The sequence below is a fragment of the Nocardia panacis genome, from assembly GCF_003598715.1.
GTDB lineage: Bacteria > Actinomycetota > Actinomycetes > Mycobacteriales > Mycobacteriaceae > Nocardia > Nocardia panacis.
On sequence record NZ_QZFU01000010.1, the window covers coordinates 55,801 to 78,539 of the forward strand.

A 22,739-nucleotide genomic window follows, 5' to 3' on the forward strand; every position below is an offset into this window, starting at 1 on the left:
ATCGTGCGAGAATTATCGAACGATTGGAGATCGGTGTGGCCGCAGCCCGCACGTACCAGCACCCGGAAGTGGACGAAATCGCGCTGTCCCGCGTGCTGTTCGCACTCAGTGAACCGTTGCGATTGGCGATGGTGCATGCCCTCGCCACCAGGGGCGAGGTGGACAGCATCGAACTCGGGCCGGGTCTGCCACGCACGACCCTGACCCACCACACCAGCCTGCTCCGGGAATCCGGTGTGGTGTTCGTTCGCGCCGCCGGGCGCAAGTGCTTGATCAAATTGCGCACCGACGACCTCGACGCGCGGTTTCCCGGATTGATCGACACGGTGCTGGCCGGGTACGAGCCCGACAGCGGCGCGGCGGAGGACGACCAGTGATTCGCAAGGTCTGGCCGCTGGTCGTCGCGGCCGTCTCACTGGGTATCGATGCCTATGTGCTGGCCGGAGTGCTGCCGAGCATCGCCGATTCCCTCACCACCGGCGTCGCCGCCATCGGCCTCGGGGTGACCGCGTTCACCGGCGCGTACGCGCTGTCGGGTCCGCTGCTGTCGAGCGTGGTCGTGCGGCGATCGACCCGAGGTGCGCTACTCATCGCCCTGGGGACCTTCAATCTCGGCAATCTCGTGACCGCGCTGGCTCCGAACGTGGGGATCTTCCTCGGCTCCCGCATCATCACCGGTGCGGGCGCGGGGGTGCTCACCGCCGTGGCCACCGCGACGGCGGGAGCGATGGTCGCCGATCACGAGCGCGGACGAGCCATGTCATTGGTGACCTTCGGTCTGTCGACCGGGACCGTCGCGGGTGTGCCCATCGGCATGCTGGTCGGGGAACGACTGGGCTGGCGCTGGACGATGGCGCTGGTGGTGGTCATCGGCGTGTTGAGCATGTTCGCCGTCTCCCTGCGCGAACTGCCGCAGCTACCGACAGCCGAGAACTCGACTCGTCTAGCGGTTTTCCGAACACCCAGGGTGGCGCTCGGCGTGCTGCTCGGCTTCGTCCTCGGCGTGGCCAGCCTCGGCCTCTACACCTACCTGCTGCCCATGGCCACCGCACATGGCCTGGGCGGCTGGGGTTTCGGATTCGTATGGGCGTGGGGCATCGGCGGTGTGGTCGGTTCGGCGAGTATCGGCAAACCGCTCGACGCCATCGGGCCGCGCGCACTGCTGCCCATCGGCACGATCCTGCTCGCGGCCGCCTTCCTCACCCTGTGGATCAGTGACTCCCCCGCCGCTTGGATCGTGGCGACCGTGCTGTGGGGCGCGTGCGGATGGGCGAGCGTTCCCGTACTGCAACAGGCACTTACGCGAGATCGCACCGATCAGGCGATGCCGATCGTCGCGTTTCAGATGGCCGCCATGTATCTCGGGTCGGCCGTCGGCGCCGCCCTCGGCAGCGCCCTGCTCTCGGCCGGCCTCGGCGCGGGCGCCCTGCCTGCTTGCGCGGCACTGGTCGGCGTGATCGCGATCCCGCTCACCCTCGTCGTCGCCCGTCTGACACCGGCCCGAACCCCGGCCCCCGCCATGACCAGGCTATGACCTGGTGGCCCACAGAATGACATTCGTGCCGAAAAACCTGGTGTGCCAACCGATATCGTGAAAACCGATGCGCCGCAGCAGATCCGCCACCTGCTGCGGCGATTCGAAGGCGCGCGTACTGGATTCGAGATATGTGTAGGAGGAGCGGTCCCGCGCCACCACCTGCCCGAGCAGCGGGACGACCGTGCGCATCCCCCAATCCACCACCGGCTTGATCGGACCGCTCGGCGGGCACGTCTCGAGAATCACCACCCGCCCACCGGGCTTGAGCACCCGATGCTGCTCACGCAGCACCCCATCGAGGTCATCGACATTGCGCAGCAGATAGCCCTCGGTGATCGCATCGAAGGACTCGTTCTCGAACGGCAACCGCGCGGCATCGGCATGCTCCCACCGAACCGCCTCGGCCCCCGGTTTGACCTTGGCCCGCTCCAACATCTGCTCGGCGAAATCGGCCCCGGTAACGCTGACACCGGGATACCTGCGCGCCGCCTCCAACGCGATCACCCCGGTCCCGGTCGCCAGATCCAACAACCGCCCACCCGAGGGCGGGGCGGCCCGCACCGCCACCTCCCGACACCACCGCGCATGCCGCCCCAGCGTCATCACGAAATTCATCCGGTCGTAGTACCCGGCGATCTTCTGAAAGATCCCATGCACCTCAGGGCTCTTCCCCTGAGGCGCCCGCTCGGTCGTCATCTCACAAACCCCTCGGTGCGCCCGCTGAACACCTACGCACCCTAGGCCCCTCCCACCCCGAGCAAACATCCAGGGACGGCGAATCGTAACCGCGACCACAACCCCGCGACCCGTCTACTCGAGCGACCTCTGCGGCCGCCGACGCCATCATCGGGACCGGCAGGTTCGGCCGAACCTCGACTCAGGCCGGGGTGGGTTGCATTCGGGTTGGGAGGGACCAACTTTGGGAGGGGCTGGCGCCGTCGCAGTTGATGAGGTCCAGTTGGGTTGTGGGGGTGGCGGATCCGGAGGGGTCGCGCAGGCAAAGGCCGTTGCCGTTGTTTGCGAAAGACCGTCCACCCGTGCGACTTCGGCGAGATGGGGCGGAATGGTTTGCAACCGCGGAAGGCTCGCCGGGTGAACGGTGTCGGTGCTCCTTGGTATGAATTCCGTGGGGCGAATCGACGGAGAACGGGTATGCGGCTGATCGACGATGTGCAGCGCAGGGCGCGGATGGGGCGGCGGCATGCGCTCGCGCCCGAATCGCGGCTGCGGGATCTGCTCGCGACGGTTCGAGCGATGACGGTGCTGCATGCCACCGAGCCGGGCACGCCCTACCTCTCGCTATTCGCTCGGATGGAATCGTTCGAGCTCGCGGATCTGGACAGGGCGCTGTACGAGTCGAAGTCACTGGTCAAGCAGTCGGCGATGCGGCGAACACTGTTCGTGTTCCCGAGGGAGTCGCTGCCCGCGGCGGTGAGCGGCCCCGCGGCGCGCTCCGCCGCCCAGGACGCGACCAAATTGATCAAAGACCTGGCGGCCCGCCGGGTCACCGCGGACGGTGCGGGGTGGTTGGCCACCGTGCGGGAGGCGGTGCTGCGGCGACTGGCGGGCGGAGTCGAACTGAGCTCCAAGCAGTTGCGAGACGAGTTGGCGGGCCAGGTGTCCTGGTACGAGCACAAAGCACATGGCGAGGCCGTGCCGGTGCTCACGCGCGCGCTGACCTGGATGTCGGCCTCGGGCGAGATCGTGCGCGGGCACAATGACGGGCAGTGGCGGGTCCCACGCCCGCTTTGGACGCGGACGGACGAGTGGCTCGGCGCGCCCGTGGACAGGTGCGAGGCGCGCGAGGCGTACGCCGAACTTGTCGGGAGGTACCTGCGCACCTTCGGTCCGGTCACCGAGCTGGATCTGACGTGGTGGTTCGGTGCGACGAAAGGTATTGTGCGGCAGGCATTATCTGACCTGGATGCGGTACAGGTGCGTTTGGAGCGCGATCACACCGGCTGGGTGCTGCCCGATGACGTGGATCCCGAACCCCCGATCGAACCGTGGGCCGCCCTGCTCCCGGCCCTCGACCCCACCACAATGGGCTGGAAGGACCGCGGCTTCTACGTCGAACCGAGTTTCGCCGCAGGCGTCTTCGATCGGGCGGGCAATGCGGGTACGACCGCGTGGTGGGATGGTCGGGTCGTCGGTGCCTACCGCCAGAACGAGGAGGGGCGAATCGAACTCGTCCTGCCGAAGGATCCCGGACCGACCGGTCGCGCGGCTCTGCTCGCGCAGGCGCAACGGCTCGGCGACTGGCTCGACGGCGCGAAGGTCCCGACGTTGTACAAGACCCCGCTGCTCACCTGGAGCCGCTGAATCCCCAGCTCGAGACCGGTCCGCGAAAGCTTGGTGGACACCATCTTCCAGTGCCTCGTCATCGCCGGGCACCTGTGGATAAACCGACGGACAGCCGTCGACCGGCCCGCGGAGCGGGGCCGGTCGGTCGGTCGGTCGGTGATCAAACGACACGCTGAATCGGCGTCAAACCCGCTCCCCCGCGCGGATCGGCGCCCCAGCCTGATGCAGATGTGTCATCGCCTCGACATGCGAGGCTATGAAACCCGTTTCGTGATAGGGCAATCCGAGCTCATCGCAGTGCGCCCGCACGATCGGCCGCGCCAATCGCAGGTTGGGCGTTGGCATGGCCGGGAACAGGTGATGCTCGATCTGATAGTTGAGTCCGCCCATGGCGATATCCACGAACCAGCCTCCGCGCACATTGCGGGTGGTGAGCACCTGCTTGCGCAGGAAGTCGAGCTTGCTCTCGGCGGTGAAGGTCGCCATCCCCTTGTGACCTGGCGCGAAGACGCAACCCATGTACACACCGAACAGCCCCTGGTGGATCGCGAAGAAGGCCAAGGCCTGGCCGGGTGAGAGCACCCACGCCAGCGCCCCCGCATACCCTACGAAGTGCGCGAACAGCAATCCCCCTTCCAGCACCGGGTGTTTCATCCACGGCTGCCGCAGTGCGCGCACGCCGCTGGCGTGCAGGTTCAAACCTTCGAGCAGCAGCAGCGGATAGAACAGCACCGCCTGGCGACGCCCGATGAACCGGGCCAATCCGCGACTGCTGCGCGCTTGATTCTGCGACCAGACAAGCACATCCGGTGACACGTCGGGATCGAGATCCTCGTTGTTGGGGTTGGCGTGGTGGCGGGTATGCTTGTTCATCCACCAGTCATAGCCGAGACCGATCGCCAGATTGCCGATCAACGGTCCGAAGAGGTCACTGAGGCGGCGGCGACCGAAAATCTGTCTATGCGCCAAATCGTGTGCGACCAGTGCGATTTGGGTAAAGGTGAAAGCGAAGAAGACGGCAAGCAGTAGCTGCCACCATGAATCACCCAGCAGGAAGAAGCCCACCCAGCCCGCGATGAATAGGGTGAACACGATTCCGAGCCGGACGGTGTAGTGCAGCGGACGGCGATCTAGCAGTCCGGCACGGCGGATATCGGCCATCAGCCGACCGAAGTCGCTGGCGGCGGAACGAGTTGAGGCCGGTGGCAGTGCTTGGGTCACGCGCCGACTCTAACATACGTTTCAAACATTTGTTAGAGTCAGCGAAACGTGCGCGAAACCGGAGGTAGACCCTCAGATCCGGGGGTTCACGACCGATCGACGCAGCTCGGCCGACGCTTCCTGCCCGAGGCGCGCACGGCGCTGCCGCCGCCAGTCGCGCGCTGGATGCCGTGCGTCCATGACGACGTGAATTCACCGATCATGTGGTGAATGCACGCAAGAAACCGTGCACGGTCCGATTGAAGAGATCCGAATCTTCCATGCTCGGTGTGTGACCGGTCTCGTCGAGAATTGTCATGCGACCGTTCGGCAGTGCCGCACGGAGTTCGGCCGCGAGCACGCCGCGATCGAACCGGTCCTGTGCGCCCGCCACCACGAGTGCCGGAATCGACAGCGTGCGCACGACATCGGTGTAGTCCGCGCGCTCGGCCCGGCCGCGCAGGGCGGAGGCGGCAGTCACCGGATCGGCTGCCAAGATCATCGCTCGGGCCTTGGCGGTGACCTCGGGACGATCACGGACCGTGCGCTCGCTGAGAACCCACGGGAGGAATTCCTCCGCGTACTCCTCGACGCCCTCCCGCTCCAGCCGATCCGCGAGAGTCATTCGGGCCATTCTGGATTCGGGTGAGTCGAGTCCGGCGAAGGTATCGCTGAACACGGCGGCTCTCGCCCGCGCGGGATGGCGGTGCAGGAAGTCCATCACAACCTGCCCGCCCATCGAATATCCGACCAGCACGGCGGGTTCGACCGCGCAGGCATCGACAAGCGCGGCGAGCGCGCGACTGTGCGCGGCCATCGGGATGATCCCGGTGGCACCGGCGCTCGCACCGAATCCGACCATATCCAGGCACAGCACCCGATAGCCGTGCGCGGTGAAATAGTCGACCTGCGGAGTCCACATGGTGCGGTCGAACAGGAATCCGTGGACGAACACGAGCGCCGGACCGTCCCCTGTATCCGTGTAGCCGACCGGACCGAATGGCGTGGTGAGTATCGGCATCAGATCTTGGACGGGTGTGTGGCCGGCGCGGTGACCTCGATATCCAGGTACGGAAACAGCGGCAGACCCGAAAGCAACTGGTGCAGTTCGTCATTGGATTCGACGTCGAGGATGGAGTAGTTGGCGTACTCTCCCGCTATGCGCCACAGGTGCGGCCATTTGCCCGTGCGCTGCAACTCCTGGCTGTACGCCTTCTCGCGGGCGATGATCTCGGCGCGGGTCTCCGCGGACAGTTCGAGTGGCAGCCGAACGTCCATCCGCACATGGAACAGCATCCTCTCTCTCCTTGTCTGTCGCAGCACAAGGGTCACGCGCGGCAGGTGCGAAACCGCAGCCGTGCCGGTGAAACCCATGCGCAGCCGCCCATTCGACCGTCGGCGACCCGCCGCACTCCCGCACGCTCGCCACCACACTCGCCGGCACCCGCCGCGCCTCACCGAGCAGGGATTCCCCTGCCGGTGTGAGCGCGACCTGACGCCTGGTGCGAGTGAACAGCGAGGCCCCGAGTTCCGCCTTCAACTGCCGAATCGACTGCGGCAGTGCGGGTTGGGCCATGTGCAGGTGTTCGGCGGCCCGGCCGAAGTGCCGGGTGTCGGCGACCGCCACGAAGTGGCGCAGGTGTCGCAGTTCCACATCCGCCTCCTCCGCCGCAGTCATGTGGGTTCGGCCAATCGGTTCTCCACCCAGCAGGCTGCGGCGAGAGCAGCGAGTTCGTTGTCCGGGCCGATCAGCTGGAGGCCGAGGGGCAGACCTGCGGGGTTGCGAAGGCCGGGGATGGCGACAACCGGGAGACCCATGGCCTGCCACGGGCGGCTCAGGATCGGATCGCCGGTCTTGGCGAGGCCGACGGGGGCGGCGCCCAAGGCCGCCGGACCCACGATGGCGTCGTAGTCGGTACGGAGATCGGCGATGGAAGCCCGTGCGGCCGTGACAATTTCGCGGGCCGATTCGTATTCGGAGGTGGTTGTCTCCGCTCCGGCGCGCAACAGACCCGCCAGCTGCTCGCTGATCCGGTCCGCTCGGGCCAATTCCTCGGCGCGCTCGATTGCCGCTTCGTAGGCCATGATGATCGTTTGTGCCGCAGTCACTTTCGCTGCCAGTTCCGCCAGCGGGAATTCGTCCACGGTTGCCCCGGCGGCACGCAGGGTGGCCACCGCCGAGGCGAGGGCGACGCCCATATCGTCGGCGACCGGTGGAGTCCACAGCAGTAGGCGAGGCGGACGGGCCTGTGCCGCAGCGGCATCGGCGGACCCGGTGAGGGCTGACCAGGCCGGCGCCAGATCATCGACGCGGGCGGCGAAGACGCCGTGACTGTCCAGGCTGGGACTCAGGCCGACTACTCCGTCGACGGGAAAACGAGCATGGCTCATGACAAGTGCGGCCACGCCACAGTAGGCGGCAGGGCGCGTCACCGAGCCCGCCGTCTGGGTACCGAGTGCCAGCGGAACCTGACCCGAGGCGACGGCGGCGGCAGACCCGCTCGACGAACCGCCCGGCGTGTGTTCGGGATTGGCGGGATTGCGGGTCGGACCAGGGGCGAAGAACGCGAATTCGGTGCTGACGGTCTTGCCCAGCGGCACCGCACCGGCCGCGCGCCAAGCCGCCACTATCGCGGCGTCTTGTTCGGCGGGTGGGGCAGCGGCACGCAGTGCTGAACCGCACTTGGTCGGAAGGCCGGCGAGATCGATGATGTCCTTGACGCCCAGCGGGATACCACCCAGCGGGCCGCCGGTCGGGATCCCCTGCTCGGAAAGCAGCGCCACCCATGCGCGCAGTTCGGCAGCGGTGCCCGCGATGCGATTTCGGCTGCGCGCGAAGGCTTGTTCGGGCGTGGTTCGGCCCGCGCGCAGATCGGCGACGAGTTCGCGCAGCGACCACGGCTTGTACATCACTGTTCCCATGCGGTGTCCGCCTTCCAGGTCAGCCGATAGTCCGCGCCAAGTCCTGCTCGATCCGTGTCGCGGCTTCCCGAAGCGGCGGCAGCAGTTCGGCCCGAATCGATTTCAGCGTGTGCCGCACCGCCTGGGTGGCGATATTGACCGCGGCGACGACCGCGCCGGTCCGGTCGCGCACCGGAACGGCCGCCGATCGCAGCCCCGCCTCCAATTCTCGGTCGACGATCGAGAATCCTTGCGCTCGAACAGTATTCAACTCCGCGCGCAGGAGGTCCGGATCGACCACGGTGTGCTCGGTGAGGCGCGGCAACGGCGTGTCCGCGAGGTAGGCGTCCAGTTCGCGAGCCGGTAGGCCCGCCAGCAGGACATGCCCCATCGAGGTGGCGTGTGCGGGGAATCTGGTGCCGATATCGATGCGCACGGTCATGATGCGTGAGACGGCGGCGCGCGCCACGTAGACGATATCCGCGCCGTCGAGGACCGAGACCGAACTGGATTCGTGCACTCGGCCCGCGAGTTGCTCCAGGTGCGGCTGCGCCAGTTCCGGCAGTCCCGAGCCGGACAGATACGAATAGCCCAGATCCAACACGCGCGGGGTGAGCGAGAACTGGCGCCCGTCGGTGCGGACATAGCCGAGATCGGTCAGGGTCAGCAGGAATCGGCGGGCCGCCGCACGCGTCAAACCGGTGCGGCGAGCCACCTCGGACAGGGTCAGCTCGGGATGATCCGCATCGAAGCAGGTGATGACCGCGAGACCGCGTTCGAGCGACTGCACGTAGTGCTCCGGCCGCGCGGTGTCTTCAGTGGCCATTCGCTCATCCTAGGGTGTGGAGGTTGCCGACTATGACGCCGCCTTCAAGGCACGCAGGGCGGTCAACTCCACTTCCGTGGGGGGCTGAGTGGCCGCCAACTTCTCGGCGATGCGCAGGTCCCAACCGGTCGCCGCCCCGGCCTGCTCGACGGTGACGCCGGGATGCAGTGCGGTGAGCACCAGTTCGCCGGATTCGTCGGCACGCAGCTCGCCCAGATCGGTGATGACCAAAGTCGGTCCGGCACCGCGCAATCCATATTCGGCTCGCTCCCCATTGCCGCGACCGTGCCCCAGGGAGGTAATGAAATCCACCTGTTCCACGAAGGTTCGGCGCGATTGACGCACCACCACGAATACCTCGCCGCAGGAGGCGGCGATCTCGGGTGCGCCACCCGCACCGGGCAGGCGGACCTTCGGGTTGGCGTAATCGCCGAGAACGGTGGTGTTGATATTGCCGTAGCGGTCGAGTTGGGCCGCGCCGAGGAATCCGATATCGATGCGACCCGGTTGCAGCCAGTAGTTGAACATCTCCGGCACGCCGACCACCGCATCGGCCGTAGTGGCCAGGATGCCGTCGCCGATCGAGGAGGGCAGCCGGTCCGGTTTGGCACCGATGGTGCCGGACTCGTAGATGAGCACCAGTCCGGGCGCGTGCGTGGTGCGCGCGAGATTGGCTGCGGCGGAGGGCAATCCGATACCGACGAAGCAGCGGCGGTCACCGCGCAGCGCCCTGGCGGCCGCCACCGTCATCATCTCGTCGGCCGAGTATTCGGTCATCGGACACTCCCCTCGTGGACGTGGTCGTCGAGCCAGCGGGTGAAACTGTCCCGGTCCCGGCTGATGGCGTCCCAGGCGGCGTATGTCGGATTGTCGCGCTCGGAATAGCCCTCGGCATACGAGGGATGCGCGCCGCCCGGAACCTCGGCGACCATCGTCACCACCCAGGACGGCAGCACGATCGCGCCGGGGACGGGTGTCAATTCATCCACGATCTCCTCGACGGTCACCAGACTGCGCCGGGCCGCGAGCACCGCCTCCTTCTGCACGCCGACCAAGCCCCAAAGTTGCACATTCCCTTGCCTATCCGCGCGCTGCGCGTGGATGATCGCGACATCCGGCTCGAGCGCGGGCACCGCCGCCAACCGCTCGCCCGTGAAGGGGCAGGTGATCGTCTTGATGGTCGCGCTCACCCCCGGCAGGTCCGTGCCCACGTAGCCGCGCAGGATCGCGAATGGCAGCCCCGACGCCCCGGCCACATAGCGGTTCGCCATACCGGCGTGACTGTGCTCCTCGAGTTCCAGCGGTGCGGGCCAACCCTTTTCGACCGCGTCCCGGAAGCGATGCAGCGAGCCGACACCCGGATTGCCGCCCCAGGAGAAGACGAGTTTGCGCGCGCAGCCCGCGCCGATCAGCTGGTCGTAGACGATATCGGGCGTCATACGCACCAAGGTCAGGTCGCGACGGCGCTGCCTGATGATCTCCCGGCCCGCGGTCATGGGGATCAAATGGGTGAAACCCTCCAGCGCGACGGTGTCCCCATCGCGCACCAACTCCCCCACCGCCTCGGGCAGGGTTGCGATCTCGGCCACCCGCCACCTCCTCTCTTGTTCGCATAGCGAACACAAGGTCGTTATACGAACACACCCTAGATCGGCGCGGCGCCGGACTCAACCAAAATTCCGATATCGGTACCTTCACCCCCGAATCCCGATGTTGATGCACCCCCGAAAGGACCATCTCCGCCCGCGCCGGGCCGGGTTCCAGAGCTCAGCCGAAGACCGTGTTGGAGTTGGGGTTTCGGGGCCGGTTACGGGAGAAGGCGGCGAGCGGGAGCGGGATGTTCGTGTGGGGGGTGGGGTGGTCGACGGTCGCGGGGTCGGCGCCGGATTCGACGGCGTCGATGAGGGTGGTCATCAGTTGACCCACCAGCGGGGCATTCTTGAACTGGTTGCCGCTGGTGCCGATGGCCACATAGAAGCCGGGGAGTTCGGTGCGGTCGTAGATGGGGTTCCAATCGTCGGCGACGTCGTAGACGCCGACGATGCCTCGGGGCTGCTCGGGGACACCGAGGCCGGGTAGGCGGCGGGCGGCTCGGGTGACGTGGGCCTCGAAGAGGGGTTTGGTGGGGTTCATGGCGGCGTCATCCGGATCGTCGAGCCATTGCAGCGGGTCGCATTCGGGTTCGGTGCCGCCGATGAGCAGGCCGCCGCGCAGGTCGCGACGGAAGTAGGTGCCCAGATCGAGGTCGGCGACGATGGGGCCGTCCCAGCCGGGCGCCGAGGGCGTGTAGGCCACCTCCTGACGCAGCGGTCGGACACCGATAGTGAAATCGCCTCCAACACCGGCGATTTCGTTGATGCGCCCGGACCACGGTCCGGCAGCGTTGACCACCGTATCCGCGAAAAGGCGAGTGCCGTCGGCCAATTCGACCGCACGGACGCGCCCACCGGTGGAATCGACCGCCGTCACCGTACTGCGGAGGCGGAACCGCGCCCCCTCCCGCATCGCGGCCGCGGCCAAATTCTGGGCCGCCAGTTGTGGATCGGTGACGAATCCGGCGTCGGGCGTGAAAACCGCACCCAACGTATCGGCCGCGTCCACCCAGAAAGCGTCGTCATCGAGCCGCTTCGGCGGCCAGTATCGACCGTGGTCCAGACCGGGCAGCCGCCGCTCGAATTCCGCCGCATCCCAAGCCTCGTAGGGCACACCAACCGCATCGAACAGCGGCAGCCAACTGGAACGCGGTGCGGCAGGCGCGTCCACCATCACCAGACCGCACCGCTCGAATCGCGCCAACGGACCCACATCATGACCGAGATGGGCGCGCCAATCGACCCAGGCGAAGTGCGCCTCCCACGAGGCCACCACCCCCGCCAGTGTCGAAAAGCTGTACCGGATAACGGCACTCGACGCACTGGTGGACCCGTGCCCGATACCGCCCGCCCGGTCCACGACCACCACGCGCCGCCCCGACCTGGCCAACTCCAGCGCGATCGACGAACCGATCACCCCGGCCCCGATCACCACCGCATCCGCGCCCATCCCGCTCTCCCTTCATCGAATTCCCTTGCCAGACGGGATTATTCGCGACTAGAACGCCACGGCGGCGCTATTGTTGCGATTGTGCGACGCGGCGTGCAGCACACCGGTTCTCGGATCGCGCTCGATAGCCACAAACACACCCTCACCGGCGAAACGCGTCTGTTCATCGGCGGCCTCGTTCCACGGCAGACCCGACGCGTCGAGGACGGCGTGGTCGTATTCGTCCGCCGCGAACTGCGCGAGCGCGGCGCCGTCCGCGTCGAAAGTGGGCGTGAAGAAGTCCGGCTTGTTCACTGCCTCCGCGACACTCATCCCGAAGTGCATATAGTTGATCAAACTCTGGAAGGTCTTCTCGTGCAGTCCCGAACCCATCGAGGCGAAGCCGAGCACCGCGACGCCGTGCTTGAACAGCACACCGGTCTCGGTCGGAGCGGGCAGTCGTTCGCCCGGCGGCACGGCCGCGATGGCCGGCTGCAGATATGAGCCCGGATCACCGATGGAGATGCCGTCGATATTGATGGCGGTCTTGCCCCACATGACGCAGTTGATCGAATGCGTGATCGCCGCGATATTGCCTTCGGCGTCGATGGCTACCACATCGTCGGAGTGGCGCGGCGCGTTCGCCTGCCACGGCAATGGGAACCCGGCGCGCACCGACTCCCAGAGCCGCTCGGCATTCTCGCGGGTGGCACGGGCGGCAGGCGAGAAGTCGACACCGGGGAACAGCCCGGCCAGCGATTCCTGCGGCACGTAGTCGAGGAAGGCGAGTCGAGTGATCTCCAATGCCTTGCGCAGCGATTTCCCGGATTCGGTCCAGTGCGGCTCGTCGAGCAGTCCGGAGACCGCGGCCAGGTGCTGGGCCTCGATCAGCGCCGTACCGCCCGCATTCGGCCACGGCGCGGTCGCGATCGAATAGCCGCCGCCGATCTCGGCGACGAGCGGGTCCGACCACAGCACCTCGTATTTCACGAGATCCTCGAGGGTCATCTTGCCGCCGTCGGCTTGGACGGCCGCGATCAGTTTCTCGCCCCACGGACCGCCATACATATAGCCGGCTCCCTCGGCGGCGATGCGCCGTAGGGTTTCGGCGAGTCTCGGCTGCCGCAGCGTCTCACCCTGCCGGTAGCTCGACCCGTCCGGCTTGAGCAGCAGCGCCTTGGTCTCGGGCAGTCGGGCCAGGTCGGCTTCGCGCAGCTGATAGCCCATCTCAACGGTGTCGTTGACCGGCGTACCGTTCTCGGCGACCTCGATCGCGGGCTGGAACAGGCTCTCGAACGGCAACTTCCCGTAGCGAGCGTGCGCCGACTCCACACCCTTCATGAATCCGCCGACCAGCGCGGTGCGCCCACTCACCGCGGTACCGCCGAAACCGGCAGGACTGCTCATATCGAGGCTGCCGGGAATCGAGAGCGGATCCGTCTCCCCCGCGACGGTATTCCACTCCGCGTTCATGGTCCGCACACTGCCGCTCTTGGCGTCGTAGTAGACCAGCGACATGATGCCGAAGTAGCTGATCGGCGCCCCCGCCGTCAACGCGACCTGCGTCAACGCCGTGGTGAGCGCCGCATCGATCGCATTCCCACCCTGTTTCAAGGCCTCGAGCCCGGCCCGCGCGGCATACGCACCATACGCGACGGTGACCGCACCGTTGCGCCCGCTCGCGGTCCCCGCCGTATCGCGCACAGCGGTTTGAGCCGCCATGAAGTGCTCGTACTCACCGTCCCCCCAACTCGCCGAACTCAGATCGATTTCGTTGCTGCCCAACAGCTTTCCTCTCGAATCACGACCGGCTGAACGACCGCGTCGATGACGCGGCCCAAAATCCATAGTGCCGACGCACCCGGACCGCTGCGATAGACAAATGTCGCAACAACCCCCACCCGAACCCGACATTCGTTCAACGAACGCCCCCCAAAACCTCCCCCCGAGCCAAGCGCAACCACCGCCCGTCCACCGCTCAGATGCGGAACCCAGCCCCTATAAACGCGGAATCAACAGTCTGCAACCGCGGAACCCAGATGCTGCAATTGCGGAATCCAGATCATGCAGATGCGGAAAATACCTGGTGGGGACGTTGAAGAACTCGACTGCGCCAATCAGCCTGGAGCAGTATAACTGTAGTTATAAGAAGTATAGTTATAAGCATGGAGAGTCTGGTCAAGCCCGAACGGGTGTTCAATCGGGACCGCGAGTGGGCGAGCCTGGTCCGGTTCGCCGCTTCGCCGAGCCCCGATGTGCGGCTGGGGATCGTCAGCGGCCGGCGACGTCAAGGGAAGACTTTCCTGCTGGATGCGCTGGCCGAGGCCGCGCGCGGTTTCTTCTTCACCGCGACCGATGCGACCGAACTCGATTCACTCGCCGGATTCGGCGCAGCGGTCGCCGGGTGCGCGGGCGGTGGTCGATACGCCTTTCGCGACTGGGACGAGGCGTTCGAGCGGCTGTGCGAGGTTGTCGGCGCGGGTCTCATCGTCATCGACGAGTTCCCCTACCTGAGCAAGGCCAGTCCTTCCCTCCCCTCGGTGCTGCAACGCGCCCTGGATCCGCGCGGCTACCTGCGGCAATCGGGTGCGCGCCTGCTGCTGTGCGGATCGGCCATGTCGGTGATGGGCCACTTGCTGTCGGGTAGTGCCCCATTGCGTGGACGGGCGAGCCTGGAGTTGATCGTCAAACCGCTCGGATATCGAGAGTCGGCACGCTTCTGGAATATCGACAACCCGCGCCTGGCGGTGCTGGTGCATTCGATCGTCGGTGGCACACCCGCCTATCGACGCGAGTTCGTCGCGGGCGATACACCGGATTCATTGGCGGACTTCGATTCCTGGGTGCTGCGTACCGTGCTCAACCCGGAGGTCCCGCTGTCCAGGGAGGCGCGCTACTTGCTCGCCGAGGAGACCGAGATCCGCGACCCGGCGCTGTATCACGCTGTGCTCGGCGCGATTTCCGGCGGAAATACCACGCGAGGTGGTATCGCCAACGCCATCGGGCGCGGTTCCACCGATATCGGGCACCCACTGTCGGTGCTGGAAGACGCGCAACTGATCACACGCGAAGCGGACCCGTTCAACCGGGGTAAATCGAGCTACCGTGTCGTCGAACCGCTGATCGCCTTCTACGAGGCGATCATGCGTCGCGAATGGACCCGGCTCGAGCGTGGAAATTCCGAAGCGGCCTGGCGCAATTCGCGCGCAACTTTCCTCTCGCAGGTCGTCGGACCGCATTTCGAGGAAATCTGCCGGGATTGGGCCATATCCGCCGCCGAGGACGTATTCGGTGAACTCCCCGGACATGTCGCCGCCGCTACGGTCAATGACCCGCAGCGCAAACGGCAGATCCAGATCGATGTAGCGGTACTGGCCCCCGAGGACACCGGACAACCGCGCCGAATCCTGTCCCTCGGCGAGGTGAAATGGGACCGCGTCATGACCCCCGGACATGTCGACCGACTGCGCCGCGCTCGGGACCTCCTATCCGCCAAGGGCTTCGACACAAGCCGAACTATCCTCGCCTGCTACTCCGGAGCCGGATTCGACGAGAACCTCCGCGCCCTCGCAACACCTGTCGGCCACCGCCCCGCCGATCCCGACACCCCACTCCTGATCGACCTGGACACGGTGTATTCCGATCCGCGCTGAGCGGCACCCGCACCGACAACGGCGCGCGCGAGGCAGGGTCCGGCCGACGCGCCTCGATCGCGCTGATTTCGGACTGATTCGGGCAAGGGAGCTTGCCGGTCGGGAATTGACTCTAGTCTAGTCCAGTTCGCCTGTGTTACAACGGAGTTGCATATAGTTCACAATGCTAACTATCTGGAGGTCCCCGGATGTGTGGGATTGCAGGGTGGGTTTCTTTCGACGCCGATCTGACGCGCGAGCAGGGGGTGATAGATGCGATGACCGAGACCATGGCCTGTCGCGGGCCGGATGGTCGCGGTACTTTCGTGCGCGCGCACGGCGCCCTGGGGCACAGACGTTTGGCCATCATCGACCTACCGGGCGGTACGCAGCCGATGAGCGTGACGATGCCGGGCGGCGATGTGGCGCTGGTGTATTCGGGGGAGGCGTACAACTTCCAGGAGCTGCGTAAACGCCTGATCGGGCTCGGGCATGCGTTCGGCACCGATAGCGATACCGAGGTGGTGCTGCGGGCGTACCTGCAGTGGGGGGAGGCGATGGTCGACGAACTGAACGGAATGTACGCCTTCGCGATCTGGGATCAGCGCGAGGAGAAGCTGCTGATGATCCGGGATCGCCTGGGCGTCAAGCCGTTCTACTACTACCCGACGCCCGACGGGGTGCTGTTCGGTTCCGAGCCGAAGGCGATCCTGGCCAACCCATTGGCGCGCAAGACCGTTGAACTGGAGGGTTTGCGGGAACTGTTCTCCTTCACCAAAGCGCCCGGTTGGTCGCTGTGGAAGGGAATGGCCGAGGTGTTGCCGGGCACCTTGATGACGGTGGATCGCAATGGGATTCGTTCCCGCACCTATTGGCGGCTGGAGGCGAAGGAGCATCGCGACACCCTCACCGACACCATCGGCACCGTGCGCGATCTGCTCACCGATACCGTTCGGCGACAGTTGATTTCGGATGTGCCGCGCTGCGTCCTGCTGTCCGGCGGCCTGGATTCCAGCTCCATCACCGGTTTGGCGGCCAAGGAGCTGGCCAAGTCGGGTGAGCAGGTCCGCACCTTCTCCGTGGATTTCGTCGATCAGGAGAAAAACTTCCTGCCCGACGATATCCGCGAGACCCCGGATTCGCCATTCGTGCGCGACGTCGCAGCGCACGTGCAGTCGGCCCACCAGGACGTGGTGCTCAATCCCGCTGAGCTGTCCGATCTTTCGGTGCGGCGCGCGGTGATCGCCGCGCGCGATATCCCCGTCGGACTCGGCGATATGGACAGCTCCCTCTATCAGCTGTTCCGGTCGATCCGGCAACATTCGACCGTCGCGCTCTCGGGGGAGTCGGCCGACGAGGTGTTCGGCGGCTACCGCTGGTTCCACGACGAGAATGCGCTGCGGACCGATACCTTCCCCTGGTTGCCCGCCTCGGAGCAGATGCTCGGCGCTCGGGAGATGCTGCTGAATCCCCGCCTGCGCGACCAACTTCAGCTCGAGGACTACATCGCCGATCAGTATCGCACCGCTGTCGCCGAGGTGGCCCATCTCGACGGCGAATCCGAGGTCGAGCATCGGATGCGCAACGTCTGCCACCTGCACCTGACCCGGTTCGTGCGCCAATTGCTCGACCGCAAGGATCGCATGTCCATGGCCGTGGGGCTCGAGGTGCGCGTTCCGTTCTGCGACCACCGCCTGGTCGAATACGTGTACAACACACCGTGGTCGATGAAGACCTTCGACGGTCGGGAGAAGAGTCTGCTGCGGCATGCTGCCAAACATGTGCTGCCGGGCTCGGTGGTGGAGCGGGTCAAGAGCCCCTACCCATCAACCCAGGATCCGGGATATGCGGCGAATCTGCAGATCCTGGTGAAAGAGTTGCTGACCGAACCGAATTCGGCACTTTTCGAGTTCCTGAGCCACGATTGGTTGCAGGATGCGGTCGAACAGGATCCGGCCCAGATGCCGCCCTTCGTCCGCGGCTGCCTGGATCGGGCCGTCGATCTCAATATCTGGCTCGAGCTCTACTCCCCCGAATTGGTGTTCTGACTCGGTCCGAAAGGGCCGATCGGACCGGCCCTTTCGGATATCCCCTCGACATCCCCCGAAAGGAGGACGCGAGGTCGCGGCTGTGGTTGGCGGCGGGGATCGCACTCGCTGTCTGCTTTGGGCTCGCGGCGACGGTCGCCGACGCGCAGCAGGCGCAGGCGCTGCGCCAAGTGATCCAACCGTTGAGCATGGTCACGCTCTTCTGGTTGCTGACCGGGCCGGTGTGGGTCATGGGCACGAAAGAACCGAAGCAATGACCCGACACCGGCCGCCCTACGGCTTTCTCGTATAGACCGGATCGCTGGAATCGCGCCGAGCAGGCACCCATCCGGGGTTGAGTGTGTCCTCGATCCATTCGGTGACGGATTCGTCGAAGACGACGATCCGATCGGCAATGGCCCAACGCCCCGAGCGACGTTCGAACCGGTCCACGTACCGGCATTTGATGGTGGCGCGGGATTGGCGGGTTTCGCCCTCGGCGCGGGCCTGGCGCAGGTAGCACAGGCAGTAGGACTCTACGTCGGCCGAATCTCCTTGCAGGTCGATGAGGATGTTGGTGATGAAATGCATGGAGGAGTCGATGGTGCGGTGGCGCAGGCGCATATCCTCGATCAGCCCGTCGACGGTGCCGATGTAGCCGCCGTGGTTGTCGATGGCGTCGGGGAAGTAGCAGTCGGCCACGCCCGCGAAGTCGCCGCGGTCGACCGCGCGGGCGTAGCGGTGCAGCACCTCGGTGATTTCCTGTTTATCGTTGAGCGACAACGGTTTTCCTCTCCAGTGACGCGGGCTGGGGATGATTCAGTCGGCTTGGAGTTCGACACCCTTGGTCTCGGCGACGAAGAAGGTGGCGCCGAGGGTCAGCGCCGCGCAGAACACGAAGTACCAGGCGGGCGCGAGCGAATTGTGGGTGAAGCCGATGAGCCAGGTCGCGATGAAGGGCGCGGTGCCGCCGAGCAGCATATTGGTGATGTTGTTGCCCAGCGCCAGACCGCTGTAGCGCACGGAGGCCTTCAACATTTCCACGTAGGTCACGTAGGAGGCGCCATTGACGATCGACACCGTGATGAACAGCACCGACTGTCCGAACATCGCCTGCCAGGCGCTACCGCCCGACATGAGCATGAACATGGGCACGCCGAGCACCACGGCGGCGGCGCTGCCGGTCATCAGCACGATCTTGCGGCCGTACTGGTCGGCGATATAGCCGGAGATGGGCAGCGTCACCACGCCGAGGATCAGCGCCAACGAGGTGGAAAGGAAGGCCACCGTGGGGGTTTGACCACCGCTCTTCTGCAGGTAGGTGGCGGCGTAGACGGAGGCGATGTAGTAGCCGCCGGTGATGAGCGCGCCGAGGAAGACGATCTTCACCAGCGGTACGGACGAGGTGCGCAGCAGTTCGAGGACGGGGACCTTCTTGGTCTCGCCCTTGTCGGCGAGTTCCTGGAACTGCGGGGTGTCCTCCATGCGATTGCGGATCCAGATGCCGACGCCGCCGATCAGCAGGCTGAACAGGAATGGCACCCGCCAAGCCCATTCGAGGATCTGCGCTTTGGTGAACAGCGAACTCAGCGCCAGCGCGACCAGGGAGGCCGCGAGCGAGCCGAGGTAGGTGCCCGAGTTGACCATGGAGGTCTGCAGGGCTCGCCACCGCGCGGGCGCGGATTCGGAGACGAAGGCATTGGCCCCGCCGAGTTCACCACCCGCCGCGAAGCCCTGTAGGCAGCGCGCCAGCACCAGGGTGACGGTGGCCCACACGCCGAGGGTGACGTAGGTGGGCATCAAACCCATTGCGGCAGTGGCGAACACCATCAGCAGGATGGTCCAGGACAGTGCCTGTTTGCGCCCGTACTTGTCGCCGACGTGTCCGAAGAAGATCCCGCCCGGCACCCGCAGGAAGAAGGCCACGGCGAAGGTGGCGAAGGTGCCGAGCAGGGCGGCGGTGTCATTGGAGGTGACGAAGAACAGCGTCGCCACGAAGGTCGCCATGTAGCCGTAGATACCGAAGTCGTAGTACTCGACCACGGTGCCGACCACGGCCGCGCGGATAACCCTAGCCGCCGAACGGGTTTGCGGTGGCTCCTGGGTCGCCTCGGGCGCTGCGGAGCCGGTCTCGATGTTGTGCATGGGTTTCCTTGTTCTTCTCGGGCGTCGGTGCCCAGGGTGAAACTCGTTGGAACTCACCGCTGTGCGGTTCGGATCTGAGAGCGGTGCGGCCTCGGCCCTCAGCGGGGCGCGGCGCCCGCGGCATTGCGGCCCGCGATGCGGCCCATGGTCAGTGCGTTGGCGACGGCATTGCCGCCGCCCACGTAGCGCAGGCCGAGGATGCCCGCCCCGGACTCGCCCGCCGCGAACAGTCCGCGGATCGGGGCGCCGGTGCGGTCGAGGACCGACGCCGCCGCGTCGATCTCCAAACCCGCGTGGGTGCAGACCAATTCGGCGGGCAGCAGCCGGACCGCGTAGTACGGCGCGCGGGCGATCGGGTCGAGCGGCTCGGTGACACCCTTGTTGGACAGGGTGCGGTGCCGCAGGAATTCGTCGTCGCTACCGTGCGGCAGTTGCGTATTCCACCGGGCCACCGTGGTTTCCAGCGCCGCTGCGGGCACCCCCATCGCCGCGGCGAGTTCGGCGAGGGTGCTCGCGCGAAGGGTGCGGCCCGCATTCGCCTCCGCAGCGACGCGTTCGGGAATCCAGTCGGTGTAGCCAGAGGGCAGGCCGAGGCGGGCGTTCTCATCGAAAACCGCCCAGGCGCCACCATTTTGGGCCTCGATGATGCCGGTGGACACGGCGTAGGAGGCGTCCTCGTCCATGAATCGCCGACCCGCGCCATTGATGTAGACCCTGGACTTGGGCGGGAATCCGGAGGTCCAGTGGTGATGGCGCTGGAAATAGGCGGTGGGCAACAGCAGACCCCAGCCGACGCCGGTGACGGCCGAGTCGACCTGTTCGGCGAAGCGCAGATGGTCGCCGCGACTGCCGGGCGCGGCGACCACGAACAGCGAATCGCCCGCCGATCTCGCCTCCGGGAAATACTGTTCGACCAGCGCGCGGTCCTGCGCGAATCCGCCGGTGGCGATCACCACCGCCCCGGCGCGCACCTCGACATCGTCGGCGATGACCCCCTCAATCCGGTCATCGCCGACGATGAGCGACTGGACGCGGGTGGCCATGACCACCTCGACACCGCGCGCCCGGCACGCACGCTCGAGCACTTGAACCAGGCCGTACCCCTGATCCTTCGGCACGTGCCCGCGCCAGACATCCTCCACACCGGCCTGGCTCAATCCCGGCATATGGGCGTTGGACGACACCCGCGCCGGGATTTCGACCCCGAGGCCGATCAACCACTCCAGCGTCGGCCCGGACTGTTCGCAGAAGGTGCGCACCAGACCGGGTTTGAGCATCCAGTGGTTGAGGTCCATGTAGTGCTGGAAGAAACGATCGGCGGAGTCCTCGATACCGAGGGCGCGCTGCACGCTGGTGGCCGCCGCGGTGAACAGGCCGGCCGACAACTGGGTCGACCCGCCGAGTTCGGTCTCGGATTCGAACAGCAGCACCGACGCGCCCTGTTCGGCGGCCGAGGCCGCGGCGGCCAGTCCGGCTCCGCCGCCGCCGACGACAATCACATCCCAGTCGTCACTCATGCGTGCTCTCCTGCCGTATCCGCGAGAATGCGGTGGTAGAGGCCGTTGGATATCAGGCCGCCGTCCACCGTGAGTTCGCTGCCGTTGAGGTAGGTCGATCGATCCGAGAGCAGGTACAGGACCGCGTCGGTGATCTCGTCGGGGGTGCCCATGCGGCCCGCCGGAATGCTGCGCACCGAGGCGGCGATGAAATCGTCCGCGCCCGCCACCAGCGGTGTGTCGATCAGGCCGGGGTGGACCGAGTTGACCCGGATGCCCCAGCGTGCCAGGTCGCCCGCGGCGGATTTCGACAGTCCGGTCAAACCCCATTTGCTGGCCGCGTAGGCCGGGGAGAAGTAGCCGATCCGCCCCGCGATCGAGGAGATATTGACGATGGCGCCACCGCCGCTATCGCGCATCAGTGGGGCTGCGGCGCGCATACCGTAGAACGGGCCGAAGAGGTTGACCCGCAGGGTCGCCTCCCAATCCGCGTCGGTGGTTTCGGCGAGTCCGCGCCTGCGGGAGATACCCGCATTGTTCACCAGGCCGCCGAGTTCGCCTGCACTGGAACGGATTTCGTCGATGACTCGCTCCCAGGCCGCGGGATCGCTGACATCGAGGACATGTCCCGACACGCTGGCCCCGGACGCCTGGAGTTCGGCGAGCAGCGGCGCGGTGTCGACGATATCGGCCAGGCAGACGTGCACGCCGAGCGCGGCGAGCGCGCGGGCGTGGTTGGCTCCCATGCCATTCGCCGCGCCGGTGATCAGCACGACGCCCGGATAGCCCTCAGACATGCCGCGATCCGCCGTCCACCGCGATGGCGTGACCGGTGACGTAGCGGGCGCTGTCGGACAGCAGGAACAGCAGCGGCCCGAATACCTCTTCGGGCGCGCCGATCCGGTGCAGCGGCACCGAGTCCAGCGCGTGTGCCAGGGCGATCGGATCCTCGCGCACCCAGCGGGTCATCTCGGTGTCGATATAGCCGGGGGCCAGCGCGTTCACTCGGATTCCCTTGTCGCCCAACTCCACCGCGAGCGATTCGGTGAGGTGGGCGACGGCGGCCTTCGAGGTGCAGTACGCACCGCGCCCCTTGCGCACCCGCACCGCCGACACCGAGGACATGTTCACGATCGCGCCGCCCTCGGCCATATGCCGGGCCGCCGCCTGCGCCCCGTAGAGCACGCCGGACACATTGACCTCGAGGACGGCCGAGATCTGCTCGGGCGCGATGTCCTCGATCAGGGCGAAGGGGAAGATGCCCGCATTGTTGATCCAGAAGTCGAGGCGGCCGAATTCGGTCAGGGCGCGTCGGGCGAGTTGGTCGTGCTGGTCGGCGTCGGTGACGTCGATGGCGGCGGCGACCACCCGGCCGGGCGCGGTGACACCCTCGGCGGCCAGTGCGGCCTGGATCTCGCGGGCCGTGTCGGCCATCTGCTCGGCATTGATATCGCCGCCGACGACGTGCACACCGCGCCGGGCCAAACCGGCGGCGAAACTCGCGCCCATGCCGCGCGCCGCGCCGGTGATCACCGCGACCTTGCCCGGCAGCTCCGGGTAGGCGGCGGTGACCAGTTCACGGTTGACCCGGCCCGGATTCGACTGTTCGGTCATTCGGCGTTGCTCCTCGAAAATATTTGTTGGGAAGAA

At 66.4% G+C, this 22,739-nt stretch carries 21 protein-coding genes and 1 pseudogene; 6 read left to right on the forward strand and 16 right to left on the reverse strand.

The window, feature by feature from the left end; translation table 11 throughout:
- Positions 1-35: 35 nt before the first annotated feature.
- Complete coding sequence (locus D5S18_RS02180) at positions 36-377, forward strand: ArsR/SmtB family transcription factor (RefSeq protein WP_120037913.1); 342 nt, start codon at positions 36-38, stop codon at positions 375-377.
- Positions 374-1,534, forward strand: coding sequence for an MFS transporter (locus tag D5S18_RS02185; protein ID WP_120037444.1), 1,161 nt, complete (start codon positions 374-376; stop codon positions 1,532-1,534). Before D5S18_RS02180 ends, D5S18_RS02185 begins: the two co-directional genes overlap by 4 nt.
- On the opposite strand, the gene D5S18_RS02190 is transcribed toward D5S18_RS02185, so the two are convergent.
- Entirely contained in the window at positions 1,529-2,194 is a 666-nt protein-coding gene (locus tag D5S18_RS02190; RefSeq protein ID WP_203236544.1) for a ubiquinone/menaquinone biosynthesis methyltransferase, read from the reverse strand. The genes D5S18_RS02185 and D5S18_RS02190 overlap by 6 nt on opposite strands.
- 495 nt (positions 2,195-2,689) lie before the next feature.
- On the opposite strand from D5S18_RS02190, the gene D5S18_RS02195 reads away from it, so the two are divergent.
- Positions 2,690-3,859, forward strand: a complete 1,170-nt coding sequence (locus D5S18_RS02195; RefSeq protein WP_120037448.1) for a winged helix DNA-binding domain-containing protein — start codon at positions 2,690-2,692, stop codon at positions 3,857-3,859.
- A 165-nt stretch (positions 3,860-4,024) separates the two neighbouring features.
- Here D5S18_RS02195 and D5S18_RS02200 read toward each other — a convergent pair whose 3' ends face one another.
- The 10 genes and pseudogenes from D5S18_RS02200 to D5S18_RS02245 all read right to left on the reverse strand — a co-directional run bounded on the left by D5S18_RS02200 (position 4,025) and on the right by D5S18_RS02245 (position 13,574).
- Positions 4,025-5,062, reverse strand: a complete 1,038-nt coding sequence (locus D5S18_RS02200; protein ID WP_239003478.1) for a fatty acid desaturase family protein — start codon at positions 5,060-5,062, stop codon at positions 4,025-4,027.
- A 199-nt stretch (positions 5,063-5,261) separates the two neighbouring features.
- A complete protein-coding gene (locus tag D5S18_RS02205; protein ID WP_120037452.1) occupies positions 5,262-6,062 on the reverse strand; it encodes an alpha/beta fold hydrolase in 801 nt (266 codons plus the stop codon).
- Positions 6,062-6,337: a muconolactone Delta-isomerase gene (gene catC, locus D5S18_RS02210; protein ID WP_120037915.1), complete on the reverse strand. Its 276-nt coding sequence runs from the start codon at positions 6,335-6,337 to the stop codon at positions 6,062-6,064. Before catC ends, D5S18_RS02205 begins: the two co-directional genes overlap by 1 nt.
- Positions 6,338-6,569: 232 nt before the next feature.
- Positions 6,570-6,719: pseudogene (locus tag D5S18_RS36245) on the reverse strand (LysR family transcriptional regulator); the annotation flags it as partial.
- Positions 6,716-7,963 (reverse strand): amidase family protein, encoded by a 1,248-nt coding sequence (locus tag D5S18_RS02220; protein WP_120037454.1) that lies wholly within the window; start codon positions 7,961-7,963, stop codon positions 6,716-6,718. The pseudogene D5S18_RS36245 and the gene D5S18_RS02220, both read right to left, overlap by 4 nt.
- Positions 7,964-7,982: 19 nt before the next feature.
- Positions 7,983-8,768, reverse strand: a complete 786-nt coding sequence (locus tag D5S18_RS02225) for an IclR family transcriptional regulator (RefSeq protein WP_120037456.1) — start codon at positions 8,766-8,768, stop codon at positions 7,983-7,985.
- 30 nt (positions 8,769-8,798) lie between these two features.
- Complete coding sequence (locus tag D5S18_RS02230) at positions 8,799-9,545, reverse strand: CoA-transferase subunit beta (protein WP_120037458.1); 747 nt, start codon at positions 9,543-9,545, stop codon at positions 8,799-8,801.
- Positions 9,542-10,357, reverse strand: a complete 816-nt coding sequence (locus tag D5S18_RS02235) for a CoA transferase subunit A (RefSeq protein ID WP_120037460.1) — start codon at positions 10,355-10,357, stop codon at positions 9,542-9,544. The genes D5S18_RS02230 and D5S18_RS02235 overlap by 4 nt, the downstream gene beginning before the upstream one ends.
- A gap of 178 nt (positions 10,358-10,535) precedes the next feature.
- The gene (locus D5S18_RS02240) at positions 10,536-11,810 is read right to left on the reverse strand and encodes an NAD(P)/FAD-dependent oxidoreductase (RefSeq protein ID WP_120037462.1); all 1,275 of its coding nucleotides are present in this window, start codon (positions 11,808-11,810) and stop codon (positions 10,536-10,538) included.
- 48 nt (positions 11,811-11,858) lie between these two features.
- Entirely contained in the window at positions 11,859-13,574 is a 1,716-nt protein-coding gene (locus tag D5S18_RS02245; protein ID WP_158607774.1) for a gamma-glutamyltransferase, read from the reverse strand.
- A 380-nt stretch (positions 13,575-13,954) separates the two neighbouring features.
- Between D5S18_RS02245 and D5S18_RS02250 the strand changes: the two genes are divergently transcribed.
- The 3 genes from D5S18_RS02250 (at position 13,955) to D5S18_RS34715 (ending at position 17,726) form a co-directional block, all read left to right on the forward strand.
- Entirely contained in the window at positions 13,955-15,442 is a 1,488-nt protein-coding gene (locus D5S18_RS02250) for an ATP-binding protein (protein WP_120037465.1), read from the forward strand.
- A gap of 188 nt (positions 15,443-15,630) precedes the next feature.
- Entirely contained in the window at positions 15,631-17,469 is a 1,839-nt protein-coding gene (gene asnB, locus D5S18_RS02255) for an asparagine synthase (glutamine-hydrolyzing) (protein WP_120037467.1), read from the forward strand.
- 86 nt (positions 17,470-17,555) lie between these two features.
- Positions 17,556-17,726, forward strand: a complete 171-nt coding sequence (locus D5S18_RS34715) for a hypothetical protein (RefSeq protein WP_158607775.1) — start codon at positions 17,556-17,558, stop codon at positions 17,724-17,726.
- Between the two features lie 16 nt (positions 17,727-17,742).
- On the opposite strand, the gene D5S18_RS02260 is transcribed toward D5S18_RS34715, so the two are convergent.
- The 5 genes from D5S18_RS02260 to D5S18_RS02280 all read right to left on the reverse strand — a co-directional run bounded on the left by D5S18_RS02260 (position 17,743) and on the right by D5S18_RS02280 (position 22,703).
- Positions 17,743-18,231: a nuclear transport factor 2 family protein gene (locus D5S18_RS02260; RefSeq protein WP_120037469.1), complete on the reverse strand. Its 489-nt coding sequence runs from the start codon at positions 18,229-18,231 to the stop codon at positions 17,743-17,745.
- 36 nt (positions 18,232-18,267) lie between these two features.
- On the reverse strand, positions 18,268-19,593 hold the full coding sequence (locus D5S18_RS02265; RefSeq protein ID WP_120037471.1) for an MFS transporter: 1,326 nt from the start codon (positions 19,591-19,593) through the stop codon (positions 18,268-18,270).
- Positions 19,594-19,691: 98 nt separating this feature from the next.
- The gene (locus D5S18_RS02270) at positions 19,692-21,110 is read right to left on the reverse strand and encodes an FAD-dependent oxidoreductase (protein ID WP_120037473.1); all 1,419 of its coding nucleotides are present in this window, start codon (positions 21,108-21,110) and stop codon (positions 19,692-19,694) included.
- Entirely contained in the window at positions 21,107-21,886 is a 780-nt protein-coding gene (locus D5S18_RS02275; RefSeq protein ID WP_120037475.1) for an SDR family NAD(P)-dependent oxidoreductase, read from the reverse strand. The genes D5S18_RS02270 and D5S18_RS02275 overlap by 4 nt, the downstream gene beginning before the upstream one ends.
- Positions 21,879-22,703 (reverse strand): SDR family NAD(P)-dependent oxidoreductase, encoded by an 825-nt coding sequence (locus D5S18_RS02280; RefSeq protein ID WP_120037477.1) that lies wholly within the window; start codon positions 22,701-22,703, stop codon positions 21,879-21,881. The genes D5S18_RS02275 and D5S18_RS02280 overlap by 8 nt, the downstream gene beginning before the upstream one ends.
- Positions 22,704-22,739 lie beyond the last annotated feature (36 nt).